At 69.2% G+C, this 15,013-nt stretch carries 12 protein-coding genes; 5 read left to right on the top strand and 7 right to left on the bottom strand.

All coding sequences use genetic code 11. The features are described from left to right. Positions 1-169 (bottom strand): proline racemase family protein (locus tag VNR91_RS09060; protein WP_325490441.1); only part of this gene is annotated, 169 nt, incomplete at its 3' end. Then, complete coding sequence (locus VNR91_RS09055; RefSeq protein ID WP_325490439.1) at positions 169-1,086, bottom strand: dihydrodipicolinate synthase family protein; 918 nt, start codon at positions 1,084-1,086, stop codon at positions 169-171. The genes VNR91_RS09060 and VNR91_RS09055, both read right to left, overlap by 1 nt. 52 nt (positions 1,087-1,138) lie before the next feature. Here VNR91_RS09055 and VNR91_RS09050 point away from each other — a divergent pair, with 52 nt between their 5' ends. Further along, positions 1,139-2,383: an FAD-binding oxidoreductase gene (locus VNR91_RS09050; RefSeq protein ID WP_325490440.1), complete on the top strand. Its 1,245-nt coding sequence runs from the start codon at positions 1,139-1,141 to the stop codon at positions 2,381-2,383. A gap of 5 nt (positions 2,384-2,388) precedes the next feature. Here VNR91_RS09050 and VNR91_RS09045 read toward each other — a convergent pair whose 3' ends face one another. The 3 genes from VNR91_RS09045 to VNR91_RS09035 all read right to left on the bottom strand — a co-directional run bounded on the left by VNR91_RS09045 (position 2,389) and on the right by VNR91_RS09035 (position 7,112). Continuing rightward, the gene (locus VNR91_RS09045) at positions 2,389-4,068 is read right to left on the bottom strand and encodes a DUF885 family protein (RefSeq protein ID WP_325490438.1); all 1,680 of its coding nucleotides are present in this window, start codon (positions 4,066-4,068) and stop codon (positions 2,389-2,391) included. Between the two features lies 1 nt (position 4,069). Beyond that, positions 4,070-6,340 (bottom strand): S9 family peptidase, encoded by a 2,271-nt coding sequence (locus tag VNR91_RS09040; RefSeq protein ID WP_325490437.1) that lies wholly within the window; start codon positions 6,338-6,340, stop codon positions 4,070-4,072. Positions 6,341-6,461: 121 nt separating this feature from the next. Beyond that, positions 6,462-7,112, bottom strand: a complete 651-nt coding sequence (locus tag VNR91_RS09035; RefSeq protein ID WP_325490436.1) for a GntR family transcriptional regulator — start codon at positions 7,110-7,112, stop codon at positions 6,462-6,464. A 176-nt stretch (positions 7,113-7,288) separates the two neighbouring features. Between VNR91_RS09035 and VNR91_RS09030 the strand changes: the two genes are divergently transcribed. Continuing rightward, entirely contained in the window at positions 7,289-9,376 is a 2,088-nt protein-coding gene (locus tag VNR91_RS09030) for a S9 family peptidase (RefSeq protein ID WP_325490435.1), read from the top strand. A gap of 119 nt (positions 9,377-9,495) precedes the next feature. On the opposite strand, the gene VNR91_RS09025 is transcribed toward VNR91_RS09030, so the two are convergent. Together VNR91_RS09025 and bioB are read right to left on the bottom strand one after the other, a co-directional pair. Then, positions 9,496-10,515: an Ldh family oxidoreductase gene (locus tag VNR91_RS09025; RefSeq protein ID WP_325490434.1), complete on the bottom strand. Its 1,020-nt coding sequence runs from the start codon at positions 10,513-10,515 to the stop codon at positions 9,496-9,498. A gap of 100 nt (positions 10,516-10,615) precedes the next feature. Then, on the bottom strand, positions 10,616-11,644 hold the full coding sequence (bioB, locus tag VNR91_RS09020) for a biotin synthase BioB (RefSeq protein WP_325490433.1): 1,029 nt from the start codon (positions 11,642-11,644) through the stop codon (positions 10,616-10,618). A 90-nt stretch (positions 11,645-11,734) separates the two neighbouring features. Here bioB and VNR91_RS09015 point away from each other — a divergent pair, with 90 nt between their 5' ends. From VNR91_RS09015 to VNR91_RS09005, 3 genes are read left to right on the top strand one after another with little or no spacing between them, the layout of a single operon-like run. Continuing rightward, a complete protein-coding gene (locus tag VNR91_RS09015; RefSeq protein WP_325490432.1) occupies positions 11,735-12,859 on the top strand; it encodes an 8-amino-7-oxononanoate synthase in 1,125 nt (374 codons plus the stop codon). Next, positions 12,856-13,476, top strand: a complete 621-nt coding sequence (gene bioD / locus VNR91_RS09010; RefSeq protein ID WP_325490431.1) for a dethiobiotin synthase — start codon at positions 12,856-12,858, stop codon at positions 13,474-13,476. Before VNR91_RS09015 ends, bioD begins: the two co-directional genes overlap by 4 nt. Further along, positions 13,473-14,720 (top strand): adenosylmethionine--8-amino-7-oxononanoate transaminase, encoded by a 1,248-nt coding sequence (locus tag VNR91_RS09005; RefSeq protein ID WP_325490430.1) that lies wholly within the window; start codon positions 13,473-13,475, stop codon positions 14,718-14,720. The genes bioD and VNR91_RS09005 overlap by 4 nt, the downstream gene beginning before the upstream one ends. Positions 14,721-15,013 lie beyond the last annotated feature (293 nt).

Here is a 15,013-nt window from a genome sequence, read left to right as displayed (position 1 = left end):
GCCCGCGCGGCTCGAAACACAATCCGGTGCGAATCCAGTCGAACCGTGCCAGGAGATCCTGGCGCCTTTCGGCCATCGATGCCCCCTGCAACAGCGGCGCACCGCCGGCCACCAGGCGAACCGGATTGCCCGCCGTGTGGCCATCGATGCAGAAGAAGCTGTGGCGCATCAGGCGGCGAGCGCCGCCAGCGGTCGCGTCGCGGCGCATGTCTCCACCATCGCGATCACCTCCGCCCGGCGCGCGCCGGCCAGCGGCAGGCGCGGCAGGCGGACCCGTTCGGACCCACGGCCCATGATCTCCTCCGCCAGCTTGATCGACTGGACCAGATCATGATCGGCATCGAGATGCAACAAAGGCATGAACCAGCGATAGATGCGCCGCGCCTCCACCCAGTCGCCGGCATAGACCGCCTCCATCAGCGCGACCGATTCCTGCGGGAAAGCGCTGGTCAGCCCGGACACCCAGCCCGACGCGCCCAGCAGCATCCCTTCCAGCGCGACATCGTCCAGCCCGGCCATCACCGTATAGCGGTCGCCGAACCGGTTGAGCACGTCGGTGAAGCGGCGCGGATCGGGCGCGCTTTCCTTGATCGCGACGACGTTTTCGACCGGGACCAGCTTTTCCAGCGTCTCGAAATCGACCGCCACGCGATAGGCCGGCGGATTGTTGTAGAGCATGATCGGCAGGCTGACCGCCTCCGCGATCGTGCGGAAATGGGTGTAGAGTTCGTCGGACGTCGGCACATAGACCATCGCCGGCAGCGCCATCAGCGCGTCGACGCCGATCTTTTCCGCCTCGCGAGCGAAATCGGCCGCGCGGCGCGTGGTGAATTCGGACACGCCGGTGACCAGCGGCACCCGGCCGCCGACCGCTTCCACCGCCGCGCGCAGCACCGTCAGCTTTTCTTCGGGATCGAGCGAATTATTCTCCCCGCACGTCCCCAGCAGGATCAGCCCGGTGACCCCATCCTCGACCAACGCCACCAGCCCCCGCTGGGTGGCATCGATATCGAGCGAACCGTCCGGGGCGAACTGGGTGGTCGCGGCCGGATATACACCGGTCCACAAATTCGCTTGAGATTTCACTGAGCCCTCCGTTAAGTCCAGTATCGTATACGTTATAAGATCGGAAAAGCCAATCACCAAAAAACCTAGCAGCGCACTGGTCATTGGCGGCGGCATCGTCGGGCTGAGCGCGGCGATCGCGATACGGCGGCGCGGAATCCCGACGACGCTGGTCAGCGACACCGGGATGCGCGGCACCCCGTCGTGGGGCAATGCCGGCCATATCGCGATCGAACAGGTCGAGCCGCTGGCGTCGATGGCGACGGTGCGTTCGATGCCCCGGCGCCTGTTCCCGCGCGGCGCGCTGTCGCTGCCGCTCAGCGCGCTGGGTGACTGGCTGCCCTTTTCGCTGCGGCTGCTGCTGGCGGCCCGCCCGGCAAATTTCGATCGGGGCAAGGCGGCGCTCGAATCGGTGCTGGCACAGGCGATGCCGGCATGGCGTCGCCTGCTCGATCAGGCCGGCGCGCCCGAACTGCTGATCGAGAACGGCCATTTCATCGTCTGGGAATCGGCGGAGAGCGCCCGGCGCGGCCGCGCGCACTGGGCCGGGGCCGACACCGGCATCACGCGGTGGCGCGACGCGAGCGCATCGGAGATCGCCGCGATCCAGGCGCTGCTCGCGGTCCCGGTCGCCGGGGCGATCCGTTTCGACGGCAGCGGGCAGATCGCCGATCCCAGCGCGCTCGCCGACTCGCTCGAGGCCGCCGCGCTCGCATTGGGCATCACCCGGCGCGATGCGCGGGTCGATTCGCTGCGCCTCGATGCGGACGGCATGGTCGCGGCGGTGCTGGCCGATGGGGAGACGATCGGCGCCGACGCGCTGATCGTCGCCGCCGGCGTGGCGAGCGGCGCGCTGATGCGTCCGCTGGGCCACCGCGTCCCGATCATCGCCGAACGCGGCTATCACATCCAGTCGTCGGGCATCGGCTGGCCGACCGACCTGCCGCCGGTGGTGTTCGAGGATCGCTCGATGATCGTCACCCGTTTCACCGGTGGTCTGCGCGCGGCCAGCTTCGTCGAATTCGCCGCCGCCGGCACCCCGCCCGATCCGCGCAAGTGGCGGCGGCTGCGCGAGCATGTCGCGGCGCTGGGCGTACCGTTCGACACCGCGAGCGAGTGGATCGGCGCGCGGCCGACGCTGCCCGATTATCTGCCGGCGATCGGCCGCAGCGGTGTGGCGCGGAACCTGTTCTATGCGTTCGGTCACCAGCACCTCGGCCTCACCCTCGGTCCGCTGACCGGCGAGGCGATCGCCGCGCTGGTGGCGGGCGACGCACCGGCGATCGATCTCGCGCCGTTCGACCTGGCACGGTTCTGATCCCTTCAGCGCTTCGGCGCCTCCAGTTCGTCGTCGACCAGAATGGTCGGGATCATGCCGGTGTCGTTGAACCGGCTGAGCAGGTCGCGCAGGTCGAACGGCGTGCCCTCGCGCTCGACTCGACGCCCCTCATCGGCGACCAGCCGGTCGAACAGCAGCTTGCCGGTGATGTAGCTGGTGCCGTAGCCGGGCTGGCGCAGGTACAGCAGTTGCTCGAACGAGGTCAGGTCGTCGCCGGCGATCGCCCAGCGGCGCGGCGTCCAGTCCGAATGGAAGCGCCCGGCCTGTTCCAGATTCCATTCGTTCGACTGGACATACAGCGACGCCAGCCCGCGCGCCGCGCGGTTGGCCAGCATGATCCACACCAGTTCGCGCGCGCGCGGATTGTCATCGTACAACCCGGCGTGCATCATCAGCTCCTCGAACGCGGTCGCGAAGCCTTCGGCGCGGTTGTCCCAGATGTTGGCGAGCAGCGCGCCCTTGCGGATCGGGCTGGCGTGCGGCTCGTCGCGCATCCGCGCCAGATCGATCCAGTGATAATCGTGGCTGAACAGCAGCATCGGCTCACGGTGGGTGACCTGGGCGAAGAAGGCGCGCTTCCCCTCCGGCACGAACCCGCCGAGCTGCGGCTCCAGCGCCGCCTTCAGATAGGGTTTGTCGGGGATGATCCGCTGATCGACCAGGAAGCGGACGAATGTGTCGAGCCGGTCGCGTGACAGCTTGTCGAACGCCGCCGCGTCGGCGACCGGCTGAAGCTGTGGCAGGTTGCGGTTGTGATACTCCTCGAGCCGCAGCGCAGCATGGGCGCGCTCCAGCTCGCGCCGCAACAACGCCACCTCGTCATCCCAGCTATAGGGAATGAAGTGGACGTTCTGCTGATACCAGCTGTAATTGTCCTTGCCGATGCCCGACGGGCCGGTCTTGTTCGGCGCCTCCGCCTCCAGCCACGCGATGTAGTCGTCGGTCGCCGTGCGCGCCGCCGCCACCGCCTTGACCAGCGCCGGGCTGGCGCCCTTCAGCGTCGCCGGCCATTCGCCTTCCAGCGTGGTGACGACCAGCGTGCCGTCCTGAAGCTTCGCCAGCGCGCGCGCCTGGCCGCGCACCATGGTGATCCCCTGCACCCACAGGTCGCGGGCATTGCTGTCCTTCAGGTTGACCCGCGCCTGGGCCAGCAGCGCCGGGATCGCCGCGAACCGCGCCGTCAACGTGCGCTGATCGGCGGCGGAGAGCGGGAACTTGTAGTCGTAGAGCCACGTCTCGGGTTGCGATGCCGGCGCCTCGCGCGACGGCACGTCGGTGCGGCTGGGCCATACGCTGACGTAGAACGCCGGGTCGCGCGCCCAGGGACGCAGCACGCGCAGGTCGAAGTCGAGGCCGTTCATCTCGGCCTGGACCAGCTTGTAATCGTTGCGCTGCGCGGCCGGCCAGCCGGCGGGATCGATCGCCGCGAGCCGCGCCTGCCACGCCGGCAGCGCCGCCGCCCTCGCCTGCATCGCCGCCGCGCCATAATCGGCGACGCCGTCGCGCAGCACCGGCCTTTCGAACGCGCGCCATTCGTTGAACAGCGTCACCAGCGCGGCATAGCCGTCGCCCTGCGCGGCGACGGCGGGCGTCACCGGAATCGCGGCCAGCGCCATCCCGACCGGCAGCAGCGCGCACGCCGCCCGCAATGCCATCCTGGTCATCTCATTTCCCTCCCGCCGGCAGGTGATCGTTCAGATATCGGGTCGCCATGGTGAACAGGTGGAGCCGGGTGTTGGCGCCTTCGCTGATTCCGTGGGTCCGGTTCGGATAGGCCATCATCTGGAACGGCTTGTTCAGCGCGATCAGCCGGTCGATCAGCTGCTCGCTGTTCTGGTAATGGACGTTGTCGTCGCCGGTGCCGTGGACGATCAGCAGATCACCCTTCAGATTCTGGGCGAAGTTGATCGGCGAACCGTCGCGATAGCCGGCGGCATTGTCGTCCGGCAGCCCCATGTAGCGTTCCTGATAGATCGAATTGTAGAGCAGCTGGTTCGACGGCCCCGCCACGGCGATCCCCGCCTTGTAGAGGTCGGGATAGCGGAACAGCGCGTTGAGCGTCATCGCCCCGCCGCCCGACCAGCCCCACACGCCGATCCGCGCCGGATCGATATAGGGCCGTTCCGCCATCATCCGCTGCACCGCCGCCGCCTGATCGGCGGACGCCTGTATGCCGACCTGGCGATAGATGCCCTTGCGCCACGCCCGCCCGCGCGGCGCCGCGGCGCCACGGCTGTCGACGCTGGCCACCAGATAGCCCTGCTGCGCCAGCATCATGTGCCACAGATAACGGTCGCCGCCCCAGCGATCGGCGACGGTCTGGCCGGCCGGTTCCGAATAGACATAGACCAGCATCGGATATTTCTTGCCGGGATCGAAGGCCGGTGGCTTCATCATCCACGCGTCGAGCACGGTGCCGCCGCCGATATCGACCTTGAAGAACTCGGTCGGCCGGTGCGGCGTGGCGGCGAGCAGCGCGCGCATCCGCGGGTTGTCGGCCATCACCCGCGCGCGCTTGTGATCGGGCAACGCGACGACGTCGATCACCGGCGGCGTGTCGACGGTGGAAAAGGTGTGGAACGCCCATTTCGCGCCGGGCGCCAGATCATAGTCGTGCGTACCGGCGGCGGCGGCCGGGGTCAGCCGGGTCAGGCGCGGCGCGCCGGTCAGGCTGGCGCGGTAGAGATAGCGCTGGGTGACGTTGTCGGGCGCGGCGATGAAATAGACCTGCCCCGCCTTCTCGTCGATCAGTTCGACGCTGACGACGTCGAAATCACCCGGCGTGCGCAGGTCGAACCCGGCGCCGTCGCGCGACACGACATAGAGGTGGCGCCAGCCGTCGCGCTCGCTGAGCCAGGTGAACTTCTTGCCCCCGTCCAGCCAGTGGACCTCGTCGTTGGGCAGCAGCCACGCGTCGTCGCGCTCGGTCATCAGTTCACGTACCGCGCCGGTGGCGGCGTCGCCGATCATGACGTGGTTGGTGTTCTGAAGCCGGTTCTCGTGCTGGATCAGCAATTCGCCCGCATTGCCGGCCCAGTCCATGCGCGGCACGTACATGTTGCGCGGGTCGCCTTGCAGCGCGAACCATGTCGTGCCCGGCGCATCGGCCGCGACCACGCCGACACGCACCGCCGAATTGGTCGTGCCGGGCTTGGGATATTGCTGCGGCACCGGCTGCGAATACTGGCCGTCGGTGTTGCGGATCATGTAGAAGGTGCCGACGCCGCGCGTATCGAACTGCCAATAGGCGATGCGGCGCGAATCCGGGCTCCACTGGAACGCCTTGCCCAGCCGGAACTCCTCCTCATAGACCACATCGCTGCGGCCGTTGAGGATGTGCTCGTCGCCGTCGTCGGTCAGCCGGACCGGACCCGCGCCGGCGACCGCCTCGACATAGAGGTTGTTGCCCGAGACATAGGCGATCCGCGAACCGTCCGGCGCGAAGGTGGCGTAGAGCAGGCTCTCGGCGGGCAGCCCCTGCCCCAGCCGGCGCAGCGTGTGGCTGCCGAGGTCGAACAGCCAATAATCGCCGATCGGATTGTTGCGCCGCGCCGCCGGAGCGCGCGTCTGCACCATCAGGGTGCGCCCGTCCGGGGACCAGCCATAGTCTGCCACCGCCAGCGGCCGGGCCGCGCCTGGCGGCACCAGCGCGCGCGCATCGACCAGGATCGACCGCCGCCCGCTCGCGGTGTCATAGCGGACGATATCGACACCGCCGTCGACCGCCGGTGATTTCTCCAGCGTGGTATAGCGATCGCCCGCGCCCAGCCACTTGCTGGCCAGCGGCCGGTCGAGCGTCACCGCGTCGGGGCCATAGATCTGCTCGATCCGCAGCGGCGTGCCGGATTGCGCCAGCGCCGCGGGCGTCACCGCCGCAGGCGACGTCGCCATCACCAGCAGCGCGATCGCGCCCGTCACCGCCGCCCGCAAGCCCATCTCTCATCCCCCCACAGGATGGTATACTTTATTCATTAGCTGGAACGAGTCAACGCATCCCCGCCGCGTCGCCCCGGCCCCTGCGGTTCCTCCTGGCGTGCGGTGGCGGCTGGGCGTGAACCTAGGCCGCGATCGGCAATTGCTGGCGCAGGTCGTCGAGCGTGGTCTGGATGTGCGCGGTGGTCAGCGCATGAAGCCGGTCGTAGTCTCGTGCGAGCCACACCTTGAGCATCTCCTGATGCTCGACGTTGGCGCGCTCGTCGCGGCCCAGCGGCTCCAGATGCTTGCGGACATAGCGTTCGGACAGCACGTGCAGCCGTTCGAGGATATTGACGGTGATCAGTTGCCCGCTCGGCTGGAGCAGCGCGAGGTGGAAGGCGCGGTTGAAGGCGCCGACGCCCTCCCCGCCCTCATCGGTCACCTGATACAGCGTCGCCAGCGTGTCGATCGCGATCTTGTGCTCCGCCTCGGTGGCGTTGCGCGACGCGGTGACGGTCGCTTCCGGCTCGAGCATCAGCCGCAGGTGGTAGACCTCCTCCGCCTCCGCCGTGCTCAGGTCGCGGACGAAGAAACCGCGATTGGCGTGCGACTGGACCAGCCCCTCCTGCTCCAGCCGCGCGAGCGCCTCGCGCAGCGGGATCTTGCTGATGCCCAGTTCCCCGGCCAGCGCGTCCTGCCGGATCGCGCTGTTGGGGGCCACCCGGCCGGAAAGGATGCGGTCGCGAACCAGGTTGACAAGCTGGTCGGAGAGGTTGCGGACGATCAGGGTCACGCGGTTATCATGCGATCGGAGGGGGTCGACGGTCCAGTATAAAATCTACTCAATTTGACCCAAACTCCTGATCCAATTGATAAACTTCGGAAATTTGCCACTTCCTTCTCCCAAGGTTATCGTTCGACTTGAATACAGTATACGTTATTGTATCAAAATGTACGGAGGGCGACCAGATGGGTAAAAATGCGAACGGAATCGGCGCGCTGATGTGGGGAGTCGCGGGGCTGGCGATGGCCCTCGCGACTCCGGCGACGGCCCAGAACCAGCCGCCCGTCCGCGCCGAGTCGGTCCCCGCCGCCGGGGCCGGCGACCGCTTCGTCAGCGCCGACCTGTTCCACCTGCGCTTCGCCGCCGATCCCCAGATCGCGCCCGATGGCCGCCGCGCGCTGTTCACCGTCCAATATGCCGACCGTATCGGCGCGCCCTATACGCGGCTGTGGTCGCTCGACCTCGCCACCGGCAAGTCGGCGCCATGGGGATCGGCCGAGGGGATCGAGGGCGGCGGCCCGCTATGGTCGCCCGACGGCGGCAAGGTGCTGTATCGCGGCGCCGACGGGCTGATGATCGCCAATCCCGACGGGTCCGGCGCGCGCAAGCTGGCCGACCTCGATGACACCAACCACCCGCTGCCGCGCATGGGCGCGCGCTACGTCTGGTCGCCCGACGGCAGCCGCGTCGCATTCGTGTCCGCCACCCCTTCGACCGAGCCGGAGATGGAGGCCGATCCGATCGTCATCACCCGCTATTGGTATCGCCCGGCGCGCGGCTGGCCGGCGCGGTTCAACGACAACAAGCACCTGCACCTGTTCGTCGCCGACGTCGCATCGGGGCAGGTGACCCAGCTGACCGACGGGCAATATTACGAGCACTCGCCCGACTGGTCGCCGGACGGCAGGACGCTGCTGTTCGTATCGAACCACGAGGCCGATCCCGACCTGACCTACAACGCCGACATCTTCACGCTCGATCTCGCGACCAAGGCGATCCGGCAGATCACCCACACCAGGGGCATCGAGAGCGCGCCCACCTGGTCGCCGGATGGGCGGACGATCCTCTATTCGGGGCTGAAGCGGCAGGTCACTTCCTCCGAGAGCAACATGGAGGAGCCGCACGCCTGGACGCTCGACGTCGCCAGCGGGCAGGCGCGCGAGATCGGCGCGGGCGTGGACAGCACGCAGGGGCGCCCGGTGTGGTCGCCCGACGGCAAGTCGGTCTATTTCACCGTACAGGCGCGCGGCAGCGTCGCGCTCTATCGCCTGCCCGCCACCGGCGGCGCCGCCGAACGGATCGGCCCGGCGCCGGAGGCGCGCGGATCGGTCAGCGGTTTCAGCGTCGCGCGCAACGGCACGATCGTCGCGGCGATGGCGACGCCGGGCGACCTCGCCCAACTCTATGTCTTCCGCGGCGGTCGCGGTGCGCCGACCCAGGTCACCAGCCTCAACACCGGCGTGCTCGGTCGCAAGGCGCTGGCCCCGGTCGAGGCGTTCACCTTCAAGACGTTCGACGATCGCGACGTCGAGGCGTTCCTGACCGTTCCCGCCGGGTTCGATGCCAGCGCGCGCGGCAAATATCCGCTGATCGTGGTGATCCACGGCGGACCCCACGGCCAGCAGGGTCCGGCCTTCTCCGCCAAGAACCAGGCACTGGCGGCGGCGGGCTATGCCTCGCTGATGGTCAATTATCGCGGCTCGACCGGTTATGGGCAGAGCTTCGCCAATCTGATCGCGCGCGACCAGGACGGCGGCGAAGGGCGTGACGTGCTGGCGGGGCTGGACGCCGCGCTGGCGAAATATCCGGCGCTCGACGAAAAACGGCTGGGAATCGAAGGCGCGAGCTATGGCGGGCAGCTCACCAACTGGCTGATCACGCAGGACCAGCGGTTCAAGGCGGCGATTCCGTGGGCGGGCATCTCCAACCTGGTCAGCCACAATTACATGTCGGTCTATCACGACTATCTGCAGCAGGAATATTTCGGCAAGCCGCATGAGGACGGCATCAACGACATGCTGTGGGGCCGCTCGGCGATTCGATTCGTGCACAAGGTCAAGACCCCGGTGCTGCTCAGCCACGGCGACAACGACCTGCTGGTCAACCCGGCCGAGGACGAGCAGTATTTCACCGCGCTGAAGGACGTCGGCGTCGAAGCGGTGATGCTGCGCTACCCGCGCGAGGGCCACTCGATGCGCGAGACCCAGCACGTCGCCGATTTCCTCGACCGCTCGCTGGACTGGTATGCGAAGCATTTCGCGGCGGTGAAGTAGGCGGCCTCCACTTCCGTTCGTGCTGAGCTTGTCGAAGCTCCGCCCTTCTTCCTACGTCACAAGAGGGAGAACGGCCCTTCGACAAGCTCAGGGCGAACGGGCAATTACGGTACGAACCCCTAATCCAGCAGCCGCTGGAGATCGTCGTACAGCGGCCTGGGCACGCGGACGCCATTCGCTAGGCTGCGCGCGCGTCCTTCGTAGCGGCGCTGCGACGGCAGGCGCGCGCCCTGGCCGGTGATGCCGTCGAACACTGCCTCCGCCCGTGCGATATGCTCCGCCGCCTGCGCGCCCAGGAACCCGGCCGGATCGATCGCGACGATAAGCTCGCCGCCATAGGGCGACGATCCCGCGCCATCGTCGAACGCGATCGATTCGGCGCTGGTCATGTCGCCGATCAGCGGGCCGGCGATCAATTCGACCATCGTCGACAGCGCCGACCCCTTGTGCCCGCCAAAGGTGAGCATCGCGCCGCCCAGCGCCGCGGCGGCATCGGTGGTCGGCTGCCCGTCCGCGTCGATGCCCCACCCTTCCGGGATCGGCTTTCCGGCGCGGCGGTGCAGCTCGATCTCGCCGCGCGCGACCGCGCTGGTGGCGAAGTCGAACACATAGGGATAGGCGCCGGGGCGCGGCCAGCCGAACGCGATCGGATTGGTGCCGAACAACGGCTTGACCCCGCCCGCCGGGGCGACCCAGGCGTGGCTGGGGGTGGTGGCGAGCGCGACGAGGCCATGCGCCACCACCGCCTCGACCTCCGGCCACAGCGCGGCGAAGTGGACGCAGCGGTTGAGCGCCATCGCGGCGATGCCGTTGGCCTTGGCCTTGGCCGCCAGCACTGGCAGCCCGCGCTCAAAGGCAAGCTGCGCGAAGGCGCCGCCGGCATCGACCCGCACCAGCGCCGGGGCGACATCGTGGATCACCGGCGCCGCATCCATCGACACCTTGCCGGTCCGCAGCGTGTTGACGCACACCAGCAGGCGATAGACGCCATGCGACGCGCATTCGTCCCGCTCGCCGGCGACGACCGTCGCGGTCACCGCCTCGACATGGTCGGGGCTGAGCCCGTGGCGAGTCAGGATCGCGCGCGACAGCGCCGCGACCTCGTCAAGCGTCATCGCGACCATATCGCTCACGGGCATCCTCCGACGGCAGGGAAAGGAGGCGGGGCCGGACGACCGCCGCTCACAAAGCCGTCAGTTTAGTATACGATTCTCCCCGCGTTGCAAGGATGCGCCGCGATCAGGCAGCGGCGGCGGCCGGCACCACCGGCGCCGCGCAGGCCCGCATCGGCTCCTCACCCGCCATCGCGCGCAGGCCGAGCCGGCCGAACATCGCCGCATCGGCGCTGTCGCCGGCATTGGCCGCGGTCAGCAGCTTGTCGCCGGTGAAGATCGAATTGGCGCCGGCCAGGAAGCACATCGCCTGGGTCGCCTCGCTCATGCTCTCGCGCCCGGCCGACAGGCGGACCATGCTGAGCGGCATCGCGATCCGCGCCACCGCGACGGTGCGGACGAACTCGATGTCATCGATCTTGGCGAGCGGCGTGTCGGCGAGCATGTCGCCCAGCACCGTGCCCTTGACCGGCACCAGCGCGTTGACCGGCACGCTTTCGGGATGGCGCGGCAGCGTGGCGAGCGCGTGGACGAAGCCGACGCGATCGGCGCGGGTTTCCCCCATGCCGACGATGCCGCCGCAGCACACGTTGATGCCGGCATCACGAACATGGTCGAGCGTGTCCAGCCGCTCGTCGAAACTGCGCGTGGTGATGACGTCGCCATAGCGTTCGGGCGAGGTGTCGATGTTGTGGTTGTAGTAATCCAGCCCGGCATCGGCCAGCCGCCGCGCCTGCGCCGGGGTCAACATGCCCAGCGTCATGCAGGTTTCCATGCCCATCGCCCGCACGCCCTGCACCATGGCGATGATCGCATCCATGTCGCGATCCTTGGGATTGCGCCACGCCGCGCCCATGCAGAACCGCTGCGACCCGGCATCCTTCGCCTCGGCCGCGCGCTGGAGCACGCCCTGCACCTCCATCAGCTTGGTCGCCTTCACGCCAGAATTGGCGTGCGCCGATTGCGAGCAATAGCCGCAATCCTCCGGGCATCCGCCGGTCTTGATCGACAGGAGGGTGCACAGCTGCACCTCGTCCGGCGCGTGATGCGCGCGATGCACCTCGGCGGCGCGGAACAGCAGTTCGGTGAACGGCAGGTCGAACAGCGCGGCGATCTCGGCGCGGGTCCAGTCGGTGCGGGTGGTCGTGGCTGTCATCGATTCGGTCCCTAGGCAGTCGCGCGCGATATCGCCAGCCCCGGCGCGCGCACCATTGTCGCGCGCACTCCGGCGGTCTACCCGCGCGCCATGACCGCCTTCGCCGCGCATCGCGCCGATCTCGACCGGCTTTCCGCCAGTGCCCGGCGGCGAACGCTGCGCACGCGCGCGGGGATCGACTTCGCCTCCAACGATTATCTCGGACTGGCGACCTCGCTCCGGCTGGGCGACGCGATCCGCGACGCGCTGGCGCGCGGGGTGGCGCCGGGATCGGGCGGGTCACGATTGCTGCGCGGCAACGATCCCGAGCACGAAGCGCTGGAGGCGGAAGCGGCAACGTTCTTCGGCAGCGAGGCCGCGCTGTTCTTCTCCAGCGGGTTCGCCGCGAATGCCACGTTGTTCGCGGCGCTGCCCCAGCGCGGCGACCTGATCGTCCACGACGCGCTGATCCACGCCAGCGCGCACGACGGGATGCGGCTGTCTCGCGCCACCGCGTCCGCCGCCGCGCATAACGATGCGCAGGCGTTCGACGACATGATCGGGCATTGGCGCGCCGGCGGCGGCGTCGGGCGGCCGTGGATCGCGGTCGAGAGCCTGTACAGCATGGACGGCGACCGCGCCCCGCTCGACGATCTGCTCGCGATCGCCGAACGCCATGACGGCGTGCTGCTGATCGACGAGGCGCACGCGACCGGCGTGTTCGGCGCCGACGGGCGCGGGCTGGCCGGGCATCTGGAAGGGCGCGACAATGTCGTGACGCTGCGCACCTGCGGCAAGGCGCTGGGCAGCGAAGGCGCGCTGGTGTGCGGCCCGGCGGTGGTGCGCGATTTCCTGGTCAATCGCGGGCGCGGCTTCATCTTTTCCACCGCCCCTTCGCCGCTGATCGCGGCGGCGGTGCGCGAGAGCCTGAGCATCCTGGCCGACGAGCCCGAGCGCCGCGACCGGTTGCAGGCGCTGGTCGCCGTCGCCGAAGCCGCGCTGGCGCCGTGCGGCGTGCTGCCGACCGGATCGCAGATCCTGCCGCTGATGATCGGCGATGACGCGCGGACGATGGCGGTGGCCGCGGCGGTGCAGGCCGCCGGGTTCGACGTGCGCGGCATCCGTCCGCCGACGGTGCCGCCCGGCACGTCGCGTCTGCGCATCTCGCTGACGAACAACGCGACGCCCGCCGATGTCGCGGCGCTGGCGGGCGTGCTGGCGGAGGCGCTGCGATGACCGCGATCGTCGTCACCGGCACCGACACCGACGTCGGCAAGACGGTGTTCGCCGCCGCGCTCGCCGGGGCGCTGAGCGCCTATTACTGGAAGCCGGTGCAGGCCGGGCTGGACGACGGCAGCGATGCCGAACGGGTGCGCGCGCTGTCCGGCCTGCCAGCAGACCGCATCCTGCCCGAAGCCTATCGGCTGGCCACCCCCTGCTCGCCGCACCGCGCCGCCGCGATCGATGGGGTGACGATCGATCCAGCCCGCCTGTCCCCCCCGCCGATGCGTCCGCTGGTGATCGAGGGCGCCGGTGGCGTGCTGGTGCCGCTCACCGACGATCTGCTGTCCGCCGACCAGTTCGCGGCATGGGCGCTGCCGACGGTGCTGGTCGCGCGCACCGGCCTCGGCACGATCAGCCACAGCCTGCTCTCGATCGAGGCGCTCCGCGCGCGCGGCGTGCCGATCCTGGGGGTCGCCTTCATCGGCGAGGCGGTGGAGGACAGCGAGGCGACGATCGCCCGGATCGGCGGCGTCCGGCGGCTCGGGCGCCTGCCCCGGCTCGATCCGCTCGACGCGGCCACGCTCGCCGCCGCCTTCGCCGCGCACTTCGACCTGGCGGATTTCCGATGAACCGCTCCCCGGTCTGGCACCCGTTCACCCAGCACGGCCTGAACGAGCCGATCCCGCTGGTCACCCATGGCGAGGGCGCGGCGCTCTACACCGACGACGGCCGCCGCATCGTCGACGCCATCTCGTCATGGTGGGTGACCACCCACGGCCACCGCCACCCACGCATCATGGCGGCGATCGCTGACCAGGCGCGCAAGCTCGATCAGGTGATCTTTGCCGGCTGGACCCACGAGCCGGCCGAGACGCTCGCGCGTGATCTGGTGGCGATGATGCCGCGCGAACTCGCCCACGTCTTTTATTCCGATTCCGGATCGACCTGCGTCGAAGTCGCGCTGAAGATGGCGCTGGGCTATTGGGCCAATCGCGGCGAACCGCGCCACCGCATCCTGGTGCTCGAACACAGCTATCACGGCGACACCATCGGCGCGATGTCGGTCGGCGCGCGCGGGGTGTTCAACGCCGCCTACGCCCCGCTGCTGTTCGACACCGGCACCATCCCCTTCCCCGCCGCCGGCAACGAGCAGGCGACGATCGACGCGCTGGAGGCGGCGTGCCGCGACGGCGCCGCCGCGTTCATCGTCGAGCCGCTGGTGCTGGGCGCGGGCGGGATGCTGATCTACCCCCCGGCGGTGCTGGCGGAGATGCGCGCGGTGTGCGCGCGCCACGGCGTGCTGTTGATCGCCGATGAGGTGATGACCGGCTGGGGCCGCACCGGCACGCTGCTAGCGTGCGAGCAGGCCGGCATCGTCCCCGACCTGCTGTGCCTTTCCAAGGGACTGACCGGCGGCGCGCTGCCGCTGGCGGTGACGATGGCGAGCGACGCGATCTACGACGCGCACCTGTCGTCCGACCGGGCGCGGATGTTCTATCATTCGTCGAGCTATACCGCGAACCCGATCGCCTGCGCCGCCGCCAACGCCAATCTGGCGATCTGGCGCGATGAGCCGGTGCTGGAACGCATCGCCGGCCTGAGCGCGCGACAGGCGGCGCGGCTCGCCCCGCTGCGGGCGCTGCCCAACGTCCGCAACGCCCGCGCGATCGGCACGATCACCGCGATCGACCTGACGGGCGGCGGGGAAGGCTATCTGTCCCGCCTTGGCCCGGCGCTGCTGGCGCGCTTCCGCGAGCAGGATCTGCTGCTCCGCCCGCTGGGCAACACCATCTACGTCATGCCGCCCTATTGCATTGACGACACCGACCTCGACCGCATCTACGCCGCGATCGGCGAGGCGGCAGGGGTTTGATCGTGAGTGATTTGGGCGGCGCGTTCGCCCTGAACGTGTCGCAGCAGCGCCCTGCCACGCGTGAAGAAGGGTGGTGCGGTTCGTCGCGGCACAAAAAAGGGCGGACCTCCCAACCGAGGCCCGCCCTGTTTTTCCCGGTCGTTACCGCGCGATCACGCTGCCGGCGGTGCCGCCTCGTCATCGTCGTTGGTGCGGCGGCGCCGCGTGCGGCGCGGACGTGCTTCGGCCCCGTCATCGGCGACCTCGGCCGGCGAGGGCGTCGGCTCGGGCGTCACCGACAGCGACGGCGGCAG

It is taken from the genome of Sphingomonas sp. (genome assembly GCF_035555815.1).
Classification (GTDB): domain Bacteria; phylum Pseudomonadota; class Alphaproteobacteria; order Sphingomonadales; family Sphingomonadaceae; genus Sphingomonas.
This window is presented reverse-complemented; position numbering and strand designations above follow the sequence as displayed.

Excerpts from the sequence above, each read along its gene's own strand:
- VNR91_RS09045 (WP_325490438.1), bottom strand. The coding sequence starts at position 4,068 with ATGACCAGGATGGCATTGCGGGCGGCGTGCGCGCTGCTGCCGGTCGGG.
- VNR91_RS09040 (WP_325490437.1), bottom strand. The coding sequence starts at position 6,340 with ATGGGCTTGCGGGCGGCGGTGACGGGCGCGATCGCGCTGCTGGTGATG.
- VNR91_RS09030 (WP_325490435.1), top strand. The coding sequence starts at position 7,289 with ATGGGTAAAAATGCGAACGGAATCGGCGCGCTGATGTGGGGAGTCGCG.
- VNR91_RS09025 (WP_325490434.1), bottom strand. The coding sequence starts at position 10,515 with ATGCCCGTGAGCGATATGGTCGCGATGACGCTTGACGAGGTCGCGGCG.
- bioB (WP_325490433.1), bottom strand. The coding sequence starts at position 11,644 with ATGACAGCCACGACCACCCGCACCGACTGGACCCGCGCCGAGATCGCC.
- VNR91_RS09015 (WP_325490432.1), top strand. The coding sequence starts at position 11,735 with ATGACCGCCTTCGCCGCGCATCGCGCCGATCTCGACCGGCTTTCCGCC.
- bioD (WP_325490431.1), top strand. The coding sequence starts at position 12,856 with ATGACCGCGATCGTCGTCACCGGCACCGACACCGACGTCGGCAAGACG.
- VNR91_RS09005 (WP_325490430.1), top strand. The coding sequence starts at position 13,473 with ATGAACCGCTCCCCGGTCTGGCACCCGTTCACCCAGCACGGCCTGAAC.